This window comes from Haloplanus sp. GCM10025708 (assembly GCF_042663985.1).
Classification (GTDB): Archaea; Halobacteriota; Halobacteria; order Halobacteriales; family Haloferacaceae; genus Salinirarus; species Salinirarus marinus.
Genome location: NZ_JBHSZA010000011.1, coordinates 1,763,820 through 1,781,052, shown reverse-complemented (window position 1 = coordinate 1,781,052; position 17,233 = coordinate 1,763,820). Strand labels below are relative to the sequence as shown.

The 17,233-nt window shown below is 69.0% G+C and carries 17 protein-coding genes and 8 pseudogenes; 15 read left to right on the top strand and 10 right to left on the bottom strand.

What is annotated here, in order from left to right; translation table 11 throughout:
- Nucleotides 1-14: 14 nt before the first annotated feature.
- The 3 genes and pseudogenes from ACFQJD_RS13065 (at nucleotide 15) to ACFQJD_RS13055 (ending at nucleotide 1,652) form a co-directional block, all read left to right on the top strand.
- Nucleotides 15-422, top strand: coding sequence for a DoxX family protein (locus tag ACFQJD_RS13065; RefSeq protein WP_379798772.1), 408 nt, complete (start codon nucleotides 15-17; stop codon nucleotides 420-422).
- 76 nt (nucleotides 423-498) lie between these two features.
- Nucleotides 499-1,191 (top strand): annotated as a pseudogene (locus ACFQJD_RS13060) (UbiA family prenyltransferase); the annotation flags it as partial.
- A 129-nt stretch (nucleotides 1,192-1,320) separates the two neighbouring features.
- Nucleotides 1,321-1,652 (top strand): annotated as a pseudogene (locus ACFQJD_RS13055) (lycopene cyclase domain-containing protein).
- Here ACFQJD_RS13055 and ilvD read toward each other — a convergent pair.
- Together ilvD and ACFQJD_RS13045 are read right to left on the bottom strand one after the other, a co-directional pair.
- Nucleotides 1,649-3,386: pseudogene (gene ilvD, locus ACFQJD_RS13050) on the bottom strand (dihydroxy-acid dehydratase). The pseudogenes ACFQJD_RS13055 and ilvD sit on opposite strands and share 4 nt — an antisense overlap.
- A gap of 61 nt (nucleotides 3,387-3,447) precedes the next feature.
- Entirely contained in the window at nucleotides 3,448-4,032 is a 585-nt protein-coding gene (locus tag ACFQJD_RS13045; RefSeq protein WP_379798770.1) for a MogA/MoaB family molybdenum cofactor biosynthesis protein, read from the bottom strand.
- 114 nt (nucleotides 4,033-4,146) lie between these two features.
- Here ACFQJD_RS13045 and ACFQJD_RS13040 point away from each other — a divergent pair, with 114 nt between their 5' ends.
- From ACFQJD_RS13040 to ACFQJD_RS12990, 11 genes and pseudogenes are all read left to right on the top strand, one after another.
- Nucleotides 4,147-4,500 carry a hypothetical protein gene (locus ACFQJD_RS13040; protein ID WP_379798768.1) on the top strand — a complete coding sequence of 118 codons (354 nt, stop codon included), beginning with the start codon at nucleotides 4,147-4,149 and terminating at the stop codon, nucleotides 4,498-4,500.
- A gap of 99 nt (nucleotides 4,501-4,599) precedes the next feature.
- Nucleotides 4,600-5,640 carry a zinc-binding dehydrogenase gene (locus tag ACFQJD_RS13035; RefSeq protein WP_379798766.1) on the top strand — a complete coding sequence of 347 codons (1,041 nt, stop codon included), beginning with the start codon at nucleotides 4,600-4,602 and terminating at the stop codon, nucleotides 5,638-5,640.
- Complete coding sequence (locus tag ACFQJD_RS13030; protein ID WP_379798763.1) at nucleotides 5,630-5,941, top strand: hypothetical protein; 312 nt, start codon at nucleotides 5,630-5,632, stop codon at nucleotides 5,939-5,941. Before ACFQJD_RS13035 ends, ACFQJD_RS13030 begins: the two co-directional genes overlap by 11 nt.
- Before the next feature lie 54 nt (nucleotides 5,942-5,995).
- Complete coding sequence (locus tag ACFQJD_RS13025; protein WP_379798761.1) at nucleotides 5,996-6,316, top strand: hypothetical protein; 321 nt, start codon at nucleotides 5,996-5,998, stop codon at nucleotides 6,314-6,316.
- Between the two features lie 88 nt (nucleotides 6,317-6,404).
- Nucleotides 6,405-6,767 (top strand): DUF5802 family protein, encoded by a 363-nt coding sequence (locus ACFQJD_RS13020; RefSeq protein ID WP_379800514.1) that lies wholly within the window; start codon nucleotides 6,405-6,407, stop codon nucleotides 6,765-6,767.
- A gap of 73 nt (nucleotides 6,768-6,840) precedes the next feature.
- Nucleotides 6,841-7,725, top strand: coding sequence for a Vms1/Ankzf1 family peptidyl-tRNA hydrolase (locus ACFQJD_RS13015; protein ID WP_379798759.1), 885 nt, complete (start codon nucleotides 6,841-6,843; stop codon nucleotides 7,723-7,725).
- A 114-nt stretch (nucleotides 7,726-7,839) separates the two neighbouring features.
- On the top strand, nucleotides 7,840-8,880 hold the full coding sequence (locus ACFQJD_RS13010) for a DUF1611 domain-containing protein (protein WP_379798757.1): 1,041 nt from the start codon (nucleotides 7,840-7,842) through the stop codon (nucleotides 8,878-8,880).
- Nucleotides 8,877-9,906 (top strand): annotated as a pseudogene (locus tag ACFQJD_RS13005) (dipeptide epimerase). Before ACFQJD_RS13010 ends, ACFQJD_RS13005 begins: the two are co-directional and overlap by 4 nt.
- Before the next feature lie 43 nt (nucleotides 9,907-9,949).
- Nucleotides 9,950-10,717 carry a hypothetical protein gene (locus tag ACFQJD_RS13000; protein ID WP_379798755.1) on the top strand — a complete coding sequence of 256 codons (768 nt, stop codon included), beginning with the start codon at nucleotides 9,950-9,952 and terminating at the stop codon, nucleotides 10,715-10,717.
- Nucleotides 10,714-10,893, top strand: a pseudogene (locus ACFQJD_RS12995) (hypothetical protein); the annotation flags it as partial. The gene ACFQJD_RS13000 and the pseudogene ACFQJD_RS12995, both read left to right, overlap by 4 nt.
- A 116-nt stretch (nucleotides 10,894-11,009) precedes the next feature.
- Nucleotides 11,010-11,519 (top strand): hypothetical protein, encoded by a 510-nt coding sequence (locus tag ACFQJD_RS12990; RefSeq protein WP_379798753.1) that lies wholly within the window; start codon nucleotides 11,010-11,012, stop codon nucleotides 11,517-11,519.
- Between the two features lie 6 nt (nucleotides 11,520-11,525).
- Here the strand turns inward: ACFQJD_RS12990 and ACFQJD_RS12985 are convergent.
- Nucleotides 11,526-12,344, bottom strand: a pseudogene (locus tag ACFQJD_RS12985) (PspA/IM30 family protein).
- 83 nt (nucleotides 12,345-12,427) lie between these two features.
- Here ACFQJD_RS12985 and ACFQJD_RS12980 point away from each other — a divergent pair.
- Nucleotides 12,428-13,017: pseudogene (locus tag ACFQJD_RS12980) on the top strand (dienelactone hydrolase family protein).
- Here the strand turns inward: ACFQJD_RS12980 and ACFQJD_RS12975 are convergent.
- The 7 genes and pseudogenes from ACFQJD_RS12975 to ACFQJD_RS12945 form a co-directional block, all read right to left on the bottom strand.
- A complete protein-coding gene (locus tag ACFQJD_RS12975; RefSeq protein ID WP_379798751.1) occupies nucleotides 13,018-13,185 on the bottom strand; it encodes a hypothetical protein in 168 nt (55 codons plus the stop codon).
- A 55-nt stretch (nucleotides 13,186-13,240) separates the two neighbouring features.
- On the bottom strand, nucleotides 13,241-13,645 hold the full coding sequence (locus ACFQJD_RS12970; RefSeq protein ID WP_379798749.1) for a hypothetical protein: 405 nt from the start codon (nucleotides 13,643-13,645) through the stop codon (nucleotides 13,241-13,243).
- Nucleotides 13,646-13,687: 42 nt separating this feature from the next.
- Nucleotides 13,688-14,016 (bottom strand): annotated as a pseudogene (locus ACFQJD_RS12965) (transcription factor S).
- On the bottom strand, nucleotides 14,003-14,512 hold the full coding sequence (locus tag ACFQJD_RS12960; RefSeq protein WP_379798747.1) for a hypothetical protein: 510 nt from the start codon (nucleotides 14,510-14,512) through the stop codon (nucleotides 14,003-14,005). The pseudogene ACFQJD_RS12965 and the gene ACFQJD_RS12960 overlap by 14 nt, the downstream one beginning before the upstream one ends.
- The gene (locus tag ACFQJD_RS12955; protein WP_379798745.1) at nucleotides 14,505-15,302 is read right to left on the bottom strand and encodes a CopG family transcriptional regulator; all 798 of its coding nucleotides are present in this window, start codon (nucleotides 15,300-15,302) and stop codon (nucleotides 14,505-14,507) included. Before ACFQJD_RS12955 ends, ACFQJD_RS12960 begins: the two co-directional genes overlap by 8 nt.
- A 71-nt stretch (nucleotides 15,303-15,373) precedes the next feature.
- Complete coding sequence (locus ACFQJD_RS12950) at nucleotides 15,374-16,210, bottom strand: RAD55 family ATPase (RefSeq protein WP_379798743.1); 837 nt, start codon at nucleotides 16,208-16,210, stop codon at nucleotides 15,374-15,376.
- Nucleotides 16,211-16,234: 24 nt separating this feature from the next.
- On the bottom strand, nucleotides 16,235-17,218 hold the full coding sequence (locus tag ACFQJD_RS12945; RefSeq protein ID WP_379798741.1) for a beta-ribofuranosylaminobenzene 5'-phosphate synthase family protein: 984 nt from the start codon (nucleotides 17,216-17,218) through the stop codon (nucleotides 16,235-16,237).
- Between the last annotated feature and the right edge of the window lie 15 nt (nucleotides 17,219-17,233).

Here is a 17,233-nt window from a genome sequence, read left to right as displayed (position 1 = left end):
GAGGGACGCCGATAATGGCGCTCGAAACCGTCAGTCCCGTCGCGTTCCTCCTCGGGCGCGTCCTGTTCGGCGGCGTCCTCGCGTTCACCGGCCTGAACCACTTCCAGCAGTCCGACGCGATGACCGGGTACGCGGAGTCGAAGGGCCTTCCCTTCCCCCGACTGGCCGTCCTCGGGTCCGGCGCGTTGCTCATCGCGGGCGGTATCGCCCTCGTCCTCGGCGTCCTCCCCATCCTCGCGGCGGGTGCGCTGGTCGCCTTCTTCCTCGTGGCGACGCCGACGATGCACGACTTCTGGAACGTCGAGGACCCACAACAGCGCCAGTCGGAGAGGAACGACTTCCTGAAAAACGCCGCGCTGGCCGGCGGCGCGCTCGTTCTGCTCGCCATCGGCGGTGCGAACTGGCCGCTGGCACCGTTCTAACGCGACCGGGACACTGTTCCCGACTCCTCCGGCGCGCCGGCCTGCTATTACTGTCAGCAGTTCCTCTCCCCTGTAGATGTCGCTCTCCCGACACGGCCGCGGCATCCGGAAGGCGGCCGGAGCGTTCGCCTCGCAGGTCCACCCCGTCTTCATGCTCCCGCCGCTCGCGGCGTCGGCGTTCGGCGGCGTCCTCGCGCCGTCGCTCGCGCCGTCGCTCGCCGCCCTCCACGCCGCCGGCGTCTTCTGTGCCGTCTACACAGCCCACGTCAAGGACGGCTACGTCGACTTCTACGTCCGCGGCGAGGACGACGAGCATCCGTTGACCCGCACCGGGTGTCGGCTCGGCCTCGTCGGCGCGACCGCGGGGTTCGGTCTCGCGACGACGGCGCTCGGACTGCTCGTCGGGTGGGGTGCCGCCCTGGTGACGGTTCCCTGCTGGCTCCTCGGCTACTTCCACGCGCCGCAGCTCGACACCCACCCGCTGACGGCGACGGCGGGCTACCCCGTCGGTGTCGGCGTGTCGCTGCTCGGCGGTTACTACGCCCAGGTGACAGCGCTCTCGCCCGCGGCCGTCTCGCTCGCCGCCGTCTTCGTCGTCGTCCTCTCGGGCATCAAAATCGTCGACGACGAGACGGACTACGCGTACGACCGCTCCATCGACAAGCGCACCGTCGCCGTCGTCTTGGGGCGTCGGCGAGCACGCCGCCTCGCGTACGCCCTGATGGCCGCCGGCATGGTCGCCGTCGTCGCCCTCTCGGCGGCGTCGGTGCTCCCGTCGAGTGCGGCGATCGCGGTCGTCCCGTTCGCCGTCGTCGCCGTCGTCGCTCGACGTGCCGGTGCCGGACTCGCCACGATGTTGCTCGTGCGGGCGACCTACCTCTTTTTCGCCGTCCTCGTCGTGGCCGTCCGGTTTCGACCGCTCTCCCCACTCCCCGACATCAGCGTCCTCGGTCCGTACACCTACCTCGCTACCGAAGTCACCTTCGGGGTCGTCGCCGTCGCGCTCCTGGCGTACGCCCGCGCGTTCCGCGCCGCCGCCCGCACCGTCGTCGTTCTCTATCCCGTCGCCTACGTCTGGGACTGGTACACGCTCCGCGTCGGCGTCTTCGCCATCCCCTCCGGACGGGCGTCGAACTGCTCGGCATCCCGATAGAGGAGCACCTGTTCATGGTCGTCGTCCCCGCGCTCGTCGTCGGCGTTCACGAGGCGCTGGCGACGCTCGACGACTAGTCCTCCTTGACGCCGGGGTTCGTCACCGCGCCGTTTGCGGCAGAGCCGAACTGCCGGCCGTATTTCGCGAGGACGCCCGTCTCGTACTTCGGCGGGTGGGGCTCCCACTCCTCGCGGCGGCGTTCGAGTTCCTCGTCGCTCACGTCCATCTCCAGGGTCCGGTTCGGGATGTCCACCGTCACCTCGTCGCCGTCTTCGAGGAGGGCGATCGGACCGCCGGCGGACGCCTCGGGCGCGACGTGGCCGATCATCGGGCCGCGGGTCGCCCCCGAGAACCGGCCGTCGGTGAGAAGCGCCACGTCGTCTTCGTGGCCCTGGCCGACGACGGCGGCGGTGACGCCGAGCATCTCGCGCATCCCCGGCCCGCCCTGCGGACCCTCGTTGCGGATGGCGATGACGTCCCCCGACTCGATTTCCCCTCCTGGACGTACTCCATGGCGTCCTCCTCGTTCTCGAAGATGCGGGCCGGGCCTTCGTGGTAGAAGCCCTCCTCTCCCGTCACTTTGAGGACGGCGCCGTCGGGCGCGAGGTTCCCCTTCAGGATCTTGATGGCTCCCTCCTCGTGGAACGGGTCGTCGACGGGGCGAAGGAGATCGGAGTCGATTTCGTCGTCCGCCGGCAGGTCGAGTCGCTCCAGCTCTTCGGCTATCGTTCGTCCGGTGACGGTCATCGCGTCGCCGTGGACGAGGTCGGCCTCCAGCAGACGCCGGAGGACGACCGGCACGCCGCCCTCCTCGTGGAGGTCGGCCATGACCATCGTGCCGCCGGGCTGGAGGTTCGAGATCTTCGGCGTGCGTCGGGCAATGTCGTCGAACTCGTCGATGGAGAGATCGACGCCCGCCTCCGCCGCCAGCGCGAGCAGGTGGAGGACGGCGTTGGTCGACCCGCCGACGGCCACCTGCAGGGCGATGGCGTTCTCGAAGGACTTCTTCGAGATGACGTCGGAGGGGCGGCGGTCGTTCTCGACGGCGTCGAGGACGGCGTCGCCCGCGCGTCGGGCGATGTCGTAGCGCTCCTCGAACTCCGCGGGGGCGGAGGCCGACCCGAGCGGTGCGAGGCCGAGGGCTTCGCTGATGGAGGCCATCGTGTTCGCCGTGTACATCCCGGCACAGGAGCCCGCGCCCGGACAGGCCTCGCGTTCGAGGTGGTCGAGTTCCTCCTCGCTCATCTTGCCGTCGGCGACGGCCCCGACGCCCTCGAAGACGTCCTGAATCGTCACGTCGCGGCCCTCGTGGTGGCCGGGGAGGATGGTGCCGCCGTAGAGGAAGACGGAGGGAAGGTCCGTCCGGATGGCCGCCATCATCATCCCGGGGAGGTTCTTGTCACAGCCGGCGACGGTGACGAGGGCGTCCATGCGTTCGCCGAACGCGACGAGTTCGACGGAGTCGGCGATGACCTCCCGGGAGATGAGCGAGGATTTCATCCCCTCGGTCCCCATCGAGATGGCGTCGGAGATGGTGATGGTGCCGAATTCGATGGGCATCCCGCCCGCCTCGTCGACGCCTTCGATGGCCGCGGCGGCGACGTCGTCGAGATGGACGTTACAGGGCGTGATGTCGGCGGCGGGGTTGGCGACGCCCACCATCGGCGACTCCAGATCCTCGTCGTCGAACCCCATCGCGCGGAACATCGACCGGTGAGGCGCGCGGTCGCGCCCTCCGTGACTTCGCGGCTTCGAAGCCGCGGGTCTTTCTCGTGTTCGAGCGGGCTCTCCGTGCGTTCCTGCTTGCTCATATTCGACTCTTCTCCTCGGTCGGCTTAAAGGGCAAGGGAGCGACAGTCCGTCTGTCGGCGGTCAGTCGCGCGTGGCGAGCCCGGCGAGGTGACCCGCTTCGGGGAGGATCAGCTCCTCGACGCCGAGGCGGGCCGCGCTCTCGCTCCCCGGGAGGCAGAAGACGGGCGTCCCGTCGACGACGCCCGCGACGGCGCGCGTTCCGATGACTTTCGTCCCGATATCGTCGTACGAGAGGCGGCGGAACAGTTCGCCAAAGCCCGGCAGTTCCTTCCCGAACAGCGGCGTTACCGCCTCGACGGTCACGTCGTCGGGGGTGACGCCCGTACCGCCCGTCGTCACCACGACGTCCACGTCTCCCCGTCGCGAGAGCGCGTCGACGGTCTGTTGTACGCCGTCGTAGTCGTCGTCGATGAGTTCGCGCGTAGCCACCTCGTGGCCCGCCCCCGTCGCCGCCTCGACGATGGCGTCGCCCGAAGGGTCGTCGTCGAGACTCCGGGACGTCGAGACTGTCACGACGGCGACGCCCAGCGTCGAGACGTCGTGTGCGTGGTGGTCGTGGTCGCCGTGCGTGTGGTGGTCGCCGTGTGCGTGGTCGTCACTGTGATCTCCCCGTCCGCGGTCGTCGCTGGCGCGGTCATCGCTCATACCCGGCCGTTCGTCGGCCCGTCACTAATACTGTGGCACGTCGACGCGGGGCCGACGGCCGCCGGACTCCGCCCGACGATATGTTTTTATGCTGACAACTCCATACGGTAGGGCATGTCACTCCGATGGCTGCCGGAGGACGACGACCACCCCGTCCGTCCGGATCTGCCGGTGTTTCGCCACCTGACGTTCACCGAGGTACACTCCCTCGAACTCGGCGCGTACGTCGGCCTGCTCGTCTTTTTCGCCGTCCAGGCGGGGGCGGAAGGGCAGGCGGTGACGCTGCTGATAGCCATCGCCCGGTTCACGATCAGCGACGGCAGAGCCAAGGCCGGTGCGACGAAGGCGAGACACCGCCTCGGCTTCCACGACGTGCGCCAGGAACCGCCGTACTTCGGCGCGGGCGTCCTGTTGGCGTACGGGCTTATCGCCGTCGGTACGCACGGGTGGGCGCTCCTCGGCGCGTAGTCGCCCACTCGCCGCGCCGGCGTTTCGTCGAACGACGAAACAGAGGCAGACGACGAGCGTAACCATAGGGTTTTACCCTTCGCTACGGAGGACCCTGACATGAAGGCCGTTCAGTTCTCGGAACACGGCGACCGCGACGTCATCGAGTACGGCGACTTCCCGGACCCGGAGATCGACCGCGACGAGGTGTTGGTGGACATCAAGGCGGGTGCGTTGAACCACCTGGACGTGTGGACGCGCCGCGGGATGCCCGGCATCGACCTCGACATGCCCCACATCCCCGGCAGCGACGGCGCGGGCGTCGTCGAGGAGGTCGGCGAGGGCGTCACTCGCTTCGAACCCGGCGATCGGGTGGCCGTTACGGCGGGCCTCTACTGCGGCGACTGCGAGTTCTGCCGCCACGGCGAGGAGTCGATGTGCGTGCGCTTCCAGATCAAGGGCGAACACACCCGCGGGGTCCACTCGGAGAAGGCGGCCGTCCCCGAGGACAACCTCGTTCCCGTCCCGGAGGGCGTCGACTGGGAGGTCGCGGGGTCCGCGTCGCTGGTCTTCCAGACGGCGTGGCGGATGCTCCTCGACCGGGGCGAACTGAAGCCCAGCGAGAAGATTCTGGTCCTCGGCGCGTCGGGCGGCGTCGGTCACGCCGCCGTCCAGATTGCCGACTACGTCGGAGCCGAAGTGTACGCCACCGCCAGCACCGACGAGAAACTCGGATACGCCGAGGACTGCGGTGCCGACCACGTCATCAACTACGAAGACGAGGACTTCGCGGCCCAGATTCGGGACCTGACGGGTCGCCGCGGCGTCGACATGGTCGTCGACCACATCGGCGCGGCGACGTGGAGCGACTCGCTCAAGAGCCTCGCCAAGGGCGGCCGTATCGTCACCTGCGGCGCGACGACCGGCGGACAGCCCGAGACGAACATCAACCGCATCTTCTGGAACCAACTGGAGGTCATCGGATCGACGATGGCCACGCCCGGCCAGGTCGACGACGCCCTCGAACTCGTCTGGGACGGCACCTTCGAACCGCGCATCCGCGAGACGCTGCCGATGAGCGAGGCGGCCCGCGCCCACGAACTCCTCGAAAACCGTGAGGGCTTTGGGAAAGTGGTGGTAATCCCCGATAGTGAACTCTGACGCCGGGAGCGAGGCGACGGACGCCGGAGACGACCTGACCGACGGCGGATACGTCCACCGCTCGGACGGGAGCGTCGCCGCCGACCAGTCGTCCGAATCGTCGGGGTTCGGCCGCAAGGGGTGGCTCCTCGTCGCTGCCGTCGTCTTCTCGACGCTTCTCGTCCCCGGTCTCATCTACCTCCGGCCCGCCGGCCCGGCACACCTCGGATTCGGCTTCAGAGCCGCGATGCTCGTCCTCCCGCTGCTGCCCGCCGTCCTCCTCGGCTTCGTCGCCGTCTGGTCGATGACCGCGGCGGAGTGAGGGACCGCTGTCCCTCGTCGGTGGTTCTTTGACCGTCTGGACGGGAGTCCCGGTATGGTCTCCCCGCTGTTCGAACGGGTCACCCTCCTCCTCTCGGCGATGCTGGCGCTGATGGGTCCCCTCGCCATCGCCTTCGGCCGCCGAATCTACACCGAGGAACAGCGCTCCCGCGCGGACGTCCTCTATCACGCCTACCTGCTCGGCACGGCGTGTGTGTCTATCGTCGGCACGGCGAGTCTGGTCTGGACGCTCCTCGCGGGCCTTCCCACCATCTGGGCCGTCGCCGTCCTCCCGGCCGTCCCGTTTCCCGTCTACCTCCTCCAGTGGAAGTTCCACCGCGCAGTCGGATACACGGGCTGGCTCGGAACGGCGTGACGGCGCCGCTACCTGGCAGTTTGTCGTTCTACAAATAACCTTCCGACAAGGCTTATGCCGCCCCACGGGTGACATTCACATGCACAGCATGTTCGAACAGTTCTCGAGCGGCTACTACCTCGGTCGTCTGTACGTCGAACCGCACGACGGCAACCGGGCGGTCATTCAGCAGGCGGACCACGAACGGGTGAATCAGAAACTGTACGCTACCGGCGACGGCGTCGAGCGCGTCGACCTACCGCTGGTGATGAAACTCGACGGGACGCATTTCCCCGTCCTCGGCGACGAGAACGTCCCGACCGGGACGCTGGCGCTCCCGTCGGACCTCGCGGAGTCGGGCCTCCCCGACCGATGCGAGGTGTTTCTGGCGAAGGCGGACCGGGCGGACGAACTGCTCCGGTACGCCGGCTACGATCCGGGCGACGTGGTTCGCGGCGACGTGGCGGAGTAGACGTGGTGTGGCGGCCGCTCCGAGGCGACGCCACGCCGCAGGGTAGAAGTGTCCGGACCACGCGCGGTGTGCTATGCTGGACGAACTCCTCGGACGGGCGGAGTTGAAAGCGCGCATCGAGGAACTCGAAGAGGAGAAACACCATCTGGAGCGCCAGCTCGACGCCGAGTCGGAGCGTCGCTCGGAAGCCGTCACCGAGAGACAGGAGGCCGAGGAACGAATCAACCGCCTCGAAGACCGAATCGAGCAGTTGGAGGACGAACTCGACCAGCAGGCGGCGGAGACGACGCTCGACTTCCGTCGGCGCGAGTCGCTCCGCGGCGACCGGCTCGCGGCCGTCCTCGACCGCCTGCGGAGCGTCGACGCGGGTCCCGAGGGCGCGCTGACGGCGATGGTCGACGACGCCGTTCCGGACCCCGTTCGCGACCTCCTCGGCGACGACGCCGCCCTCGTCGAGCGCGCCGCGCCCTGTCTCGCGTGTGTTGACGACGCCCGCCTCGTGAGCGTCGCCCTGACGCCGCCGCTGGCACCCGACACCTTCGTCGAGTGGGGCGAGCGATTCCGCCTCGACGAGTCGTGGTTCCGACCGGTCGGCCGCCTCGCGTTCGCTCTCGTTCGCTCCGACCAGTTCGCGTTCGGCGTCTACGAGGACGGCGAGCGACGCGACCTCGAAACCGTCGAGAGCGACGTGAAGGGGAGCCACTCCAAGGGCGGCTTCTCCCAGTCCCGGTTCGAACGCCGCCGCGAGGAACAGATCGCCGCCCACCTCGACGAATGCCGAGAAGTGCTCGACCGGCGCGACCCGGATCGCCTCGTCCTCGTCGGCGACCGGGAGATGGTGGCGGAACTCGACGGCGACGCCGACTACACGGCGGCCGTCGACGCCAGCGGCGACCCCGAGGCGGCACTGGACGACGCCTTCCGTTCGTTTTTCACGACCCGCCTCGCGGTGGTGTGAGGCGGTCGTCACGACCGCCGCTGGCCCGAGCGGCGACACCTCTCACCGACTCGCGATCACCTCCGGACGCGTTCGACGGCAACGATTTTACCGACCGGCGGTTTGGAGTCTTGTATGCCACTCGATCCGGATTCGACCGTCGCCATCCTCGCACACGAGAAGTTCCCCGATCGGGCCAAGACCGCCGTCGGCGTCCTCCGCTACGCCGACTACGACGTCGCGGCCGTCCTCGACCGGGACCGGCCGGGGACCCGCACCGCCGACCACGTGCCGGACGTGCAGGACGCGCCCGTCGTCGCCGACATGGACGCCGCACTCGAACTGGGTGACCTCGACGCCCTCCTCATCGGCATCGCGCCGATCGGTGGCGGCTTCGACGAGTCGTGGCGCGCCGACGTCCGGACGGCGCTCGAACACGGCTGTGACGTCGTCGCCGGCCTCCACTACTTCCTCCGCGAGGACGAGGAGTTCGCCGATCTCGCGGCGATGCACGGCGCGGAACTCCACGACGTGCGCGAACCCCACCCCGACGTCGGCGTGAGCGAGGGCGTCGCCGACGAGGTCGACGCCGACGTCGTCCTCACCGTCGGCACCGACTGCTCGACGGGCAAGATGACCGCGACGCTCGAACTCGTCCAGGCGGCCCGCGAGGCCGGCATCGACGCCGGCTTCGTTCCCACCGGCCAGACCGGTATCATGATCGCCGGCTGGGGCAATCCGATCGACCGCGTCGTCTCCGATTTCACCGCTGGTGCCGTCGAGGAGATGATCCTGGAGAAAGGCGACGAACACGAGATGCTCTTCGTCGAGGGACAGGGGAGCATCGTCCACCCCGCCTACTCGGCGGTTACGTGTGGCATCCTCCACGGGGCCATGGCCGACGCCCTCGTCCTGTGTCACGTCGAGGGCAAGGAGGTCATCCACGGCTACGAGGAGTTCGAACTCCCATCCGTCGAGACGTACGTCGACCTCTACGAGGACCTCGCGGCCCCCGTCAGCGAGGCGGCGGTCGTCGCGGGGATGTTGAACACGTCGAGCGTCGAGGGCGACGCGGCGGCCCGCGAGGTGCTCGACGCCTACGCCGAGAAACTCGACGCGCCGGCGACCGACCCGATTCGATTCGACGCCGCCGAGGTGCTCGACGCCCTCCGATGACGCTCGAAACCGAGTTCGAACGGGTGACGCTCCCCTCGAACACGACTTCACCATCGCCCGCGGCACCATGTCCACCGCCGAGAACGTCGTCGTCCGCGTCTCCGACGGCGCTGGCATGACCGGCGTCGGCGGGGCCGCACCCTCACCACACTACGGCGAGACGGCCGACACCGTCGAAGCCGTCCTCCCCGACCTCCTCGCGGTCGTCGAACGGGTGGGCGACCCGCACGCCCTCGACCGCATCGAGCGCCGGATGCGAGAGACGGTCAACGACAACCCCGCCGCCCGGTCGGCCGTCAGCGTCGCGCTCCACGACCTGGCGGCGAAACGCCTCGGCGTCCCCCTCTATCGTCTCTGGGGTCTCGACCCCACGGAGACGCCGAAAACCTCCTTCACCATCGGCATCGACGACCCCGAGACGATGCGCGAGAAGACCGAAGCGGCCGTCGACGCCGGCTATCCCGTGTTGAAGGTGAAACTCGGCACCGACCGCGACCGGGAACTCGTCGAGACGATTCGGGACGCCGCCCCCGACGCGACCGTCCGCGTCGACGCGAACGAGGGGTGGACGCCCCGCGAAGCGGTCCGGAAATGCGAGTGGCTCGCCGACTACGGCGTCGAGTTCGTCGAGCAACCCGTCCCCGCCGAGAACCGCGAGGGCCTGCAGTTCGTCTACGAGCGGAGCCCCTCCCCATCGCCGGCGACGAGTCCTGCGTGACGCTCAAAGACGTCCCCCAGATCGCCGACCGCGTCGACATCGCCAACCTGAAACTGATGAAGTGTGGCGGCCTCCGGGAGGCCAGGCGGATGATCCACACCGCCCGCGCACACGGCCTTGAGGTGATGCTCGGCTGTATGATCGAGTCGAACGCCTCCATCGCCGCCGCCTGCCACCTCGCGCCGCTCCTCGACTACGCCGACCTCGACGGGTCGCTGTTGCTCGCCGACGACGCGTACGAGGGCGTCGATCTGACCGGCGGCGATATCCGACTGGCCGACTCGCCGGCGGGCACCGGCGCTCGATAACCCCGCCCGAGTCTTTATCTGGTTCGACGCCCGTCAGTTCCGCATGGTCCTCGGCCTCGCGGTACAGGTCGTCGTCCTCGTCGCCACCCTCGTCACCCTCTTCAGGAAGGACTACATCCTCTCGTGGCTCACGTTCAACTTCTGGGACGACGACCTCCTCGTCGCCGTCGTCGAGTTCGACGATCGGCACGTCAACGTAGACGACCAGGACCTCGACGACTGGGAGGGGATCACGCTCCACGAACTCCGGACGGTCGACGCGGACTCGGACGACGCCGGCGAGACGCAAGCCGACGGCGGAACGGCCGACGAACTGCCGGTGCTCGACCTCTGCAGTGGCCAGTACGAGCTGCTCTTTCTCCTCCTGCGGTACGACGGATACGTCATGTTCAAACCGCTGGTGTGGTGGGTCCACTTCTGGCCCCCGGAGAACGTCCGTATCGTCCCCGACGACGCCGAGGACGACCTCCCCGGTGTCGAGGTGACGAGCTACGCCAACGACGCCGCGTTGCTGGACACGGGCGACGACGGACCGCCGTCGACGGACTACGACAACCTCGCGTACCGCCCGACGGCGGACAAGCGGATCCACCCTATCCGTCGGAGCAGCGCCCGTCTGCAACTCGACCACTACACGTCGAACCACAACGTCTTCATGCCGATCTGGGTCTACGTCCCCGACGAGTTCGCCTACGTCGACTGGATGGAGGACCGCACCCCGCGGCTGACGGTCGTCGTCGACCCGCCGAACCTCCCCGTCACGATCGAGAAGCGAATCGACATCGAATCCACGGACTGTGAGCACGGATGACGGACGAGCCCGAGGTGTTGGACGTCCGCGGCGGCGACGAGCCACAGCTAGCCGTCGTGGGCTGTGTCCACGGCGACGAACCCTGCGGCGAACTGGCGATGCGGCGCTTTCTCGACGAGGGTCGCGACCTCCGGACGCCGACCGCGTTCGTCGTCGCTAACCCCCGGGCGTGCCGGCGAGGGGTCGGACACGTCGACGAGAACCTGAACCGGGCGTTCCCGGGCGACCCGGGGGCGAGAGCTACGAGGGGAGACTCGCGGCATCTCTCCTCCGGGCCGTCGGGGACTGCCGGGTGCTTGATCTCCACTCCACGCACTCGTACCCCGACCCGTTCGTGCTCGTCCCGCGCGTCGACGGCCGGACGCTCCGCCTCGCCGCCGCGACAGGCATCTCGAAGGTCGTCGACATCGGCCACGTCTCCGGTGGGCTCATCGACCACGTCGACGGCGTCGCCGTCGAGTGCGGCCTGACGGGGACGGTCCGGGCGGCCGAGAACGCCTACGAGATCCTGACCGAGTTCCTCGCTTCTCTCGGCGCACTGGACGAACCGGCGTCGGGACTCGAGACGCCGCCCGAGATCTACCACGTCTTCGACGCCGTCGAGGGCTCCGGCTACGAGGTCGACGCGACGAACTTCGAACGCGTCGAGGCGGGCGAGGCGTTCGCTCGCCGGGGCGGCGACGTGCTCACGGCGGACGAACCGTTCTTCCCCGTCCTCATGTCCGAGGAGGGGTACGAAGGCCTCGTCGGCTTCAAGGCCCTGCGCGTAAAGCGAGTGGCCGACATGGACCCGGAGGCGTAGAACGCGTCAGGACTCCTCGGTCTCGTCTTTCAGCTCCTCCAGTTCGGCCTCGACTTCCTCGTCCGCCGCGTCTTCGACGGCCGGCGGTTCGCTTTCCGACTCCGCCTCCGTCTCCGCTTCCGCTCCCGCTTCCGCTCCCAACTCCGATTTGAGCGTCTCCAGCTCGGCGTCCACCTCGCTCGACGTGCGCCCGGTCTCTAGCTGGCGGTCGATTTCGTCCTTGTCGGAGATCGCGTCCTCGAACGCGCCGGTCTCTTGGAGTTCGTCCATGGCTTCGGAGCGGGCTTCCATCTCGTCGGTCCGCTCCTCGGCGCGTTCGATGGCGCGCCCCACGTCCTCCATCTCGTCGCCGACGCCGCTCATCGCCTCCGAGACGCGCGTCGACGCCTCCGCGGCCTCGTAGCGCGCCTTCATCGTCTCCTTTTTCGTGCGGAACTCCTCGATGCGGCTCTGGAGGTCGTTTTCTTCTCGACCAGGTCGTCCTGCGTCGACTGGAGGTCGGCGATCTGGCCCTCGAGGTCCTCTATCTGGGACATCTTCTGTTTTCTTCTCCAGGGCCTCCCTCGCGAGGTCGTCGCGGTCCTGTCGAACGGCCTCCCTCGCCTGTTCGTTGTGTTTCTCGACGTTCTCTTCGAGGCGTCGCTTCTGGATTTCGAGCCGTTTTTTCTGCGTCGTCAGGTCCGCGATGCCCTGTTTCACCTGCTGGAGTTCGTCGCGCATCTGTTCGTAGGAGTAATCGAGCGTCTCCGTCGGATCCTCGGCGCGGTTGAGGAGGGCGTTGAGCTTCGACCGGACGACGTACGAAGCCCGCGAGAGTATTCCCATACCCTCTCTTTGGCCCTCGTGGGTTAAAACGTCCCCCACCGAGAGGCGTAACTCATTTCGCCCCGTTCGCCGTAGCCGACGGCGTGACGGTCCTCGTCCCCGGCGGCCGCGACGTTCGCGCGACGCTCGATTCGGCCGGCGGCGACGCCGTCGTCGTCGCCTGTCCGCCACACCCCCGACACGGGGGTCGCGCCGCGACGGCCGCCTCCGCGCCGTCGGCGATACGCTCGGCGAGCGGGGCGTCGACTGCCTCCGCTTCGACTACGGCCCGTGGGACGAGGGCCGCGGCGAACGCGCCGACGCCCGCAACGCCCTCCGGTGGGCGACGTCGCGCTACGACCGGATCGGCCTCTTCGGCTACAGTTTCGGCGGCGGCGTCGCCCTCCTGACCGCGTCGGATCCCGGCGACGTCCGCCTCGACGCAGTGAGCGCCCTCGCGCCCGTCAGCCACCTCGACGGGGGCGCCAGCGTCGCCGCCGCTGTCGACGCGATCTCGGTGCCGGTCCAGGTGTGTTACGGCACCCGCGACGACACCGCCGACTGGCAGGCCGTCGTCGAGGCGGCGAGGGAGACGGGAGCGACCGTCGACGCCGTCGAGGGCGACCACTTCTTCGCCGGACAGGAACGGAAGGTAGCGACGAGGGTCGCGGACTTTCTGGCGTCGGCGCTGTGATCACGCCGACTCGGCTTCGAGCCACTCCTCGAACTCCCAGAAACAGTCCGAACAGAGACACCCCTCCGTCACGTCCGAGGGGTCGGCCGCGCTCTCCATCCGGTATCGCTGGTGGCGCGCCTGCGATTCGCCGAGTTCCGTCCCGCACTTGTCGCAGTGTTCGACCATGGGAAAGGTTGTGACTGCTCAGGGGTAAATGTGGGCTTCGCCGACCCGCGTCGATTCAGGCGGGCGCGTCGCGATAGCCGACGGCGAACCAGGCGGCGACGGCGACGACGCCGGCGACGACGACGAACGTCCAGAACCCGGCCCACGCCGCGAGGGCGAGGTCGCTCGCGACGAGGAGCGCCGCGGCGGCGGCGAGGCCGGCGACGGCGAACGGGAGGACGAACGGCAGGTCGGTCCACCGTCCGCCCGCGTTGTAATACTCGACGGCGTACGCCCAGACGTTTCCGACGGTGAACTGGAAGAGGACGAGGCCGAACAGCCCCCGGAGGACCGCCCCGAAGACGAGCGCGGGGCCGAGCGGTTCGCCGGCCCGCCAGAGCGAGACGGCGGTGCCAGCGAGAAACACCGCGACCATCAGGGCGTGCCACGGCCGGAGGCGCGAACGGAGGGCGGAAACCATACGGACCGTTCTCGCCGTCCCGTCAAGAACCCGTCGGGTCGGTCAGTTGTACTCGCGCCAGCGGTAGCCACACTCCTTGCACTTGAAGAATCGCGTCGGCGGCTCGTCGGCGGAGGCCGTCTGCTTGATGGTGTACCACGCCTCGCCGTGGCCGCACTCGTCGCAGGTGACGTCCGTCGCCGTCGGTTTCCCCTCGAACTCCGCCCCTCCTCCGTCTCGATGACGTCGTCCTCGCTCTGGGCCTGGGTGGAGACGAACTGCGCGGCGCGTTCCTCGTCGCGTTCGCTCGTCTTGCCGCAGTCGTCGTTCGTACAGACCATCTCCCCGTCGCGAGAGACCATCATCGAACCGCAGTCGTCACAGAACTGCATCGTTGTTGCTCCTGGGCGTCCGGACTGAAAGGTCACTCGAACTTCGGGGTTCCCGACCGGTCGTGATCATCGGACAGTTCCGGACCCGGAACGTGTCGTTGTCGACGACTTCGACGATCTCGGTCCCCTCGTGGGTGCAGGCGACCTCCGGCGGCTCCGTGAAGTGAGGGCACCGCTGGCAGTACTCCCGCTTCGAGACCAGCGTCTCCGTCCCCTCGTCGGTCTCCGCCGCGACCCGCTCCGGTTCCCGGCCGACGCCGACGCGTTCGACGTCCGCACGCTCCCCGCCCTCGACGACGGCCTCCCAGACCGCCTCGCTGTCGACGTCGCCGACGTCGACCCGCTCGAAGGGGTCGTCTTCGGTTTCCGCCTCCTCCTCGCGTTCGAGTCGCTCGCGGCGTTCGCGCACCTCGCGTGCCAGCTCGGAGAGCGGGGCGTCGTCGCGCTCCGCCGCGGCGCGCTCTCTGTCGTCCTCGTCGACCGCGTCGTCACTCATCGTCTCCCTCCCCGAAGAGGTCGGCGGGCGTCTCGGGCGGTTCCGACGTGTCGCCTTCGAGCGCGGGTCGGTCGCCGGTCACCAGCGTCGCGGCGGCGAAAAACCCCCGCCCGGGTTCGAGTTCGACGAACTTCGCCTCGCAGTACGGACACGTCGGACGCGAGAGCAGTCCGAGACGGACCGTCCGTCCGCAGTCCTCGCAGTTCGCCGTCGTCTCGCCGTGGCGGTGTGCTTCCTGCGCGAGTTCGGCGACCGCGGCGCGGTTCCGCCGCTCCGCTTCGAGCGTCGCCGTCGCGTTTTGCACGTCGACGACCGCCCTCGCCAGGGCGTCCAGTTTCTCGTCCAGTTCGTCCGTCGTCTCGGTGAGATAGTCGAGAATCTCCTCGTAGTTGTCGAAGCCACGGTCGAGGCGGTCCTCGACGTCCTCGATCGCGGCGGCGGCGTCGTCGGCCGTCTCGACGGCGCGGGCGACCCGTTCGCGGAGTTCGGGGTGGCCGTGGTCCTCGGGCGCTTTCGCGTCCGCCTCGCGTTTGACCTGAACCACGCGGTCGCGGACGTCCTGGAGTTTCTCGTCGAACTCGTCTTCGAGTCGCGCGAGTCGCTCGTCGACGTCCGTCAGACGCTCGTCGACGTCGGCCGCCGCCTCGACGTCGCCCTCCTCGTCGAGAAGCCGGTAGACGAGGGCGGCCCGGGCGAGTACCTCCTCCGGCGTCGCGTCGAGCGCGTCCGCCTTCTCCTCGACCCACTCGCGCAGTTCGTCGGGGAAGGCTTCCGACTGCTCGCCTGCCATCTTTTCGGGTGAAACGGGCCCCGCTCTTAAGTATTGGTCGCCAGGATGGTTCCGGTCGCCGGCGTCCGCGCTCATCGGATCTTTCGGACGCCGCTGATGTCGAAGCCGCCCTCGTGGATCTCCGTCTCGAAGCGGATGATGTTCTCCGCTTCCAGCCGCGAGAGGACGCCCCGGAACTCCTTGACGACCAGCGTCCGGGCGCGTTTGGACCCTCCCGTCTCCCAGTGGAACTGGAACGTGCCGCCGGCGGCGTCCATCAGGTGACCGAGCTCCGTCGGCTCCAGCGACTCCTCGTTCACGAGCAGGAGGACGAGTCCGTCCCACTCGCGGACCGCCTTCTGGATGCCTTTCATCACGAGCGTGATGTCGCTCCAGGCCATGTCGTCGCTGATGGCCGCCACGAGATCGGTCACGGAGTCGATGACGACGAGGTTGTCCGCCGCGTGTTCGTTGAGGTAGTCGCTAAGCGCCGTGAGGACCCCCTCGTGTCCGGCCTCCCTTCCCAGGTCGTCGATGGTCTGCGCTTCGCCCAGATACCACTCGCGGGGGATCGGGCTCAACTGGAAGTACTCCGGCGAGAGGTTTCGGAACTCCAGGTGATCGATCGCCGACGCGGCGACGTCGTCCGACAGCGTGTACGCGATCTCCTCTTTCAGGTGTTCCTCGTCCGCCGTGAACGAGACGTAGTGGACCTCCGGCGGCGGTTCGGCGTCCTCGTGGAGGTCGCCGTAATGCAGGTCGAACAGGTCCGGATCCGTGTGGACGACGCTGTTCATCGCGGCGCTCGTGTAGAGAAACTCGCGGGCCCCGGCCCCCGCCTCGCCCGTCAACAGGACGACGTTGCCGGACGGTGCGCCGCCGCCGATCATCGAGTCGAGGCGCGCGATCCCGAACGGGATGGTGGCCATGCGTAGACCTTCCCGTCCCCGGAGTTAGGCGTTGTGGCGTTCGGCGTGGCTCCGGGTCGCGCCCCGATTCCGACCGCTGACGACGCGCACCTGTCCGTCGAGGCCGGCCGCGTCGAGGGCGTTCCGGCCGGCGTTCGCCGCCGCCTCGGTGCGGTCGGCGTCGGTGACGCCGTAGACGGCGGGCCCCCACGAGGACTGGCCCGCGCCGTCGACGGCGGCCGACGACGACAGCGACGCCACGAGTTCGCCCACCGGCGGTCGGTAGACGCCGCCCTGTTCGTCGGCGTACCACGCGCCGTTGAGGCGGCCGATTTCGGCGACGGCCGAGCCGAACCGCTCGACGTCGCCCTCCGCGACCGCGGGGAGCAGTCGGCGCGTGAGAATCCCCGCGATGCGGTCGCTCGGGGCCGGATCGGCACCCTCGACGACGGCGCGCATGCTCGACTCCTCGCGCGTCCCGCTTCGTCCGGCGTCGACGTCGGGCACGACGAGCAGGAACCGCCAGTCGTCGGGGAGTTCGTGGCGGGCGGCCACCGCCGGAACCGTCCAGTCGCCGTCGGCCGGCGGTGCCGTCGTGAATCGCGCGGTCGGGTGTCCCGCGTCGAGGACGAAGCCGCCGTCTTCGAAGGCGGCGACGCCGACGCCCGACCGCCCGCCGCGGCCGAGGGCGGGCGCTCGCGAGCGAACCGCTGGCGTCCGGTCGTAGGCGTCCGCGATCGCTCCGAGCGTCGCGAGGGCGAACTGCGTGCCGCTGCCGAGGCCGACGTGCCGGGGGAACGACTCCTCGATCCGGACGCGGGCTCCCGGCACCTCCAGCAGGTCGACGGCGCGACGGGCGTACTCCCGGGCGGTCGGGTCCGCACAGTCGACGCCCGACGCCCGGGCGGCGGTCACCGCCACCCGGGGCTGATCGAGGGCGACGCCGAGGCCGCCGTAGAGGCGTTCGTTGGCGAGGCTCAGGTTCAGAAAGCCGAAGTGGACGCGAGCGCTCGCCGTGACGCGGGCCATGGCCTCGTTTGGCCG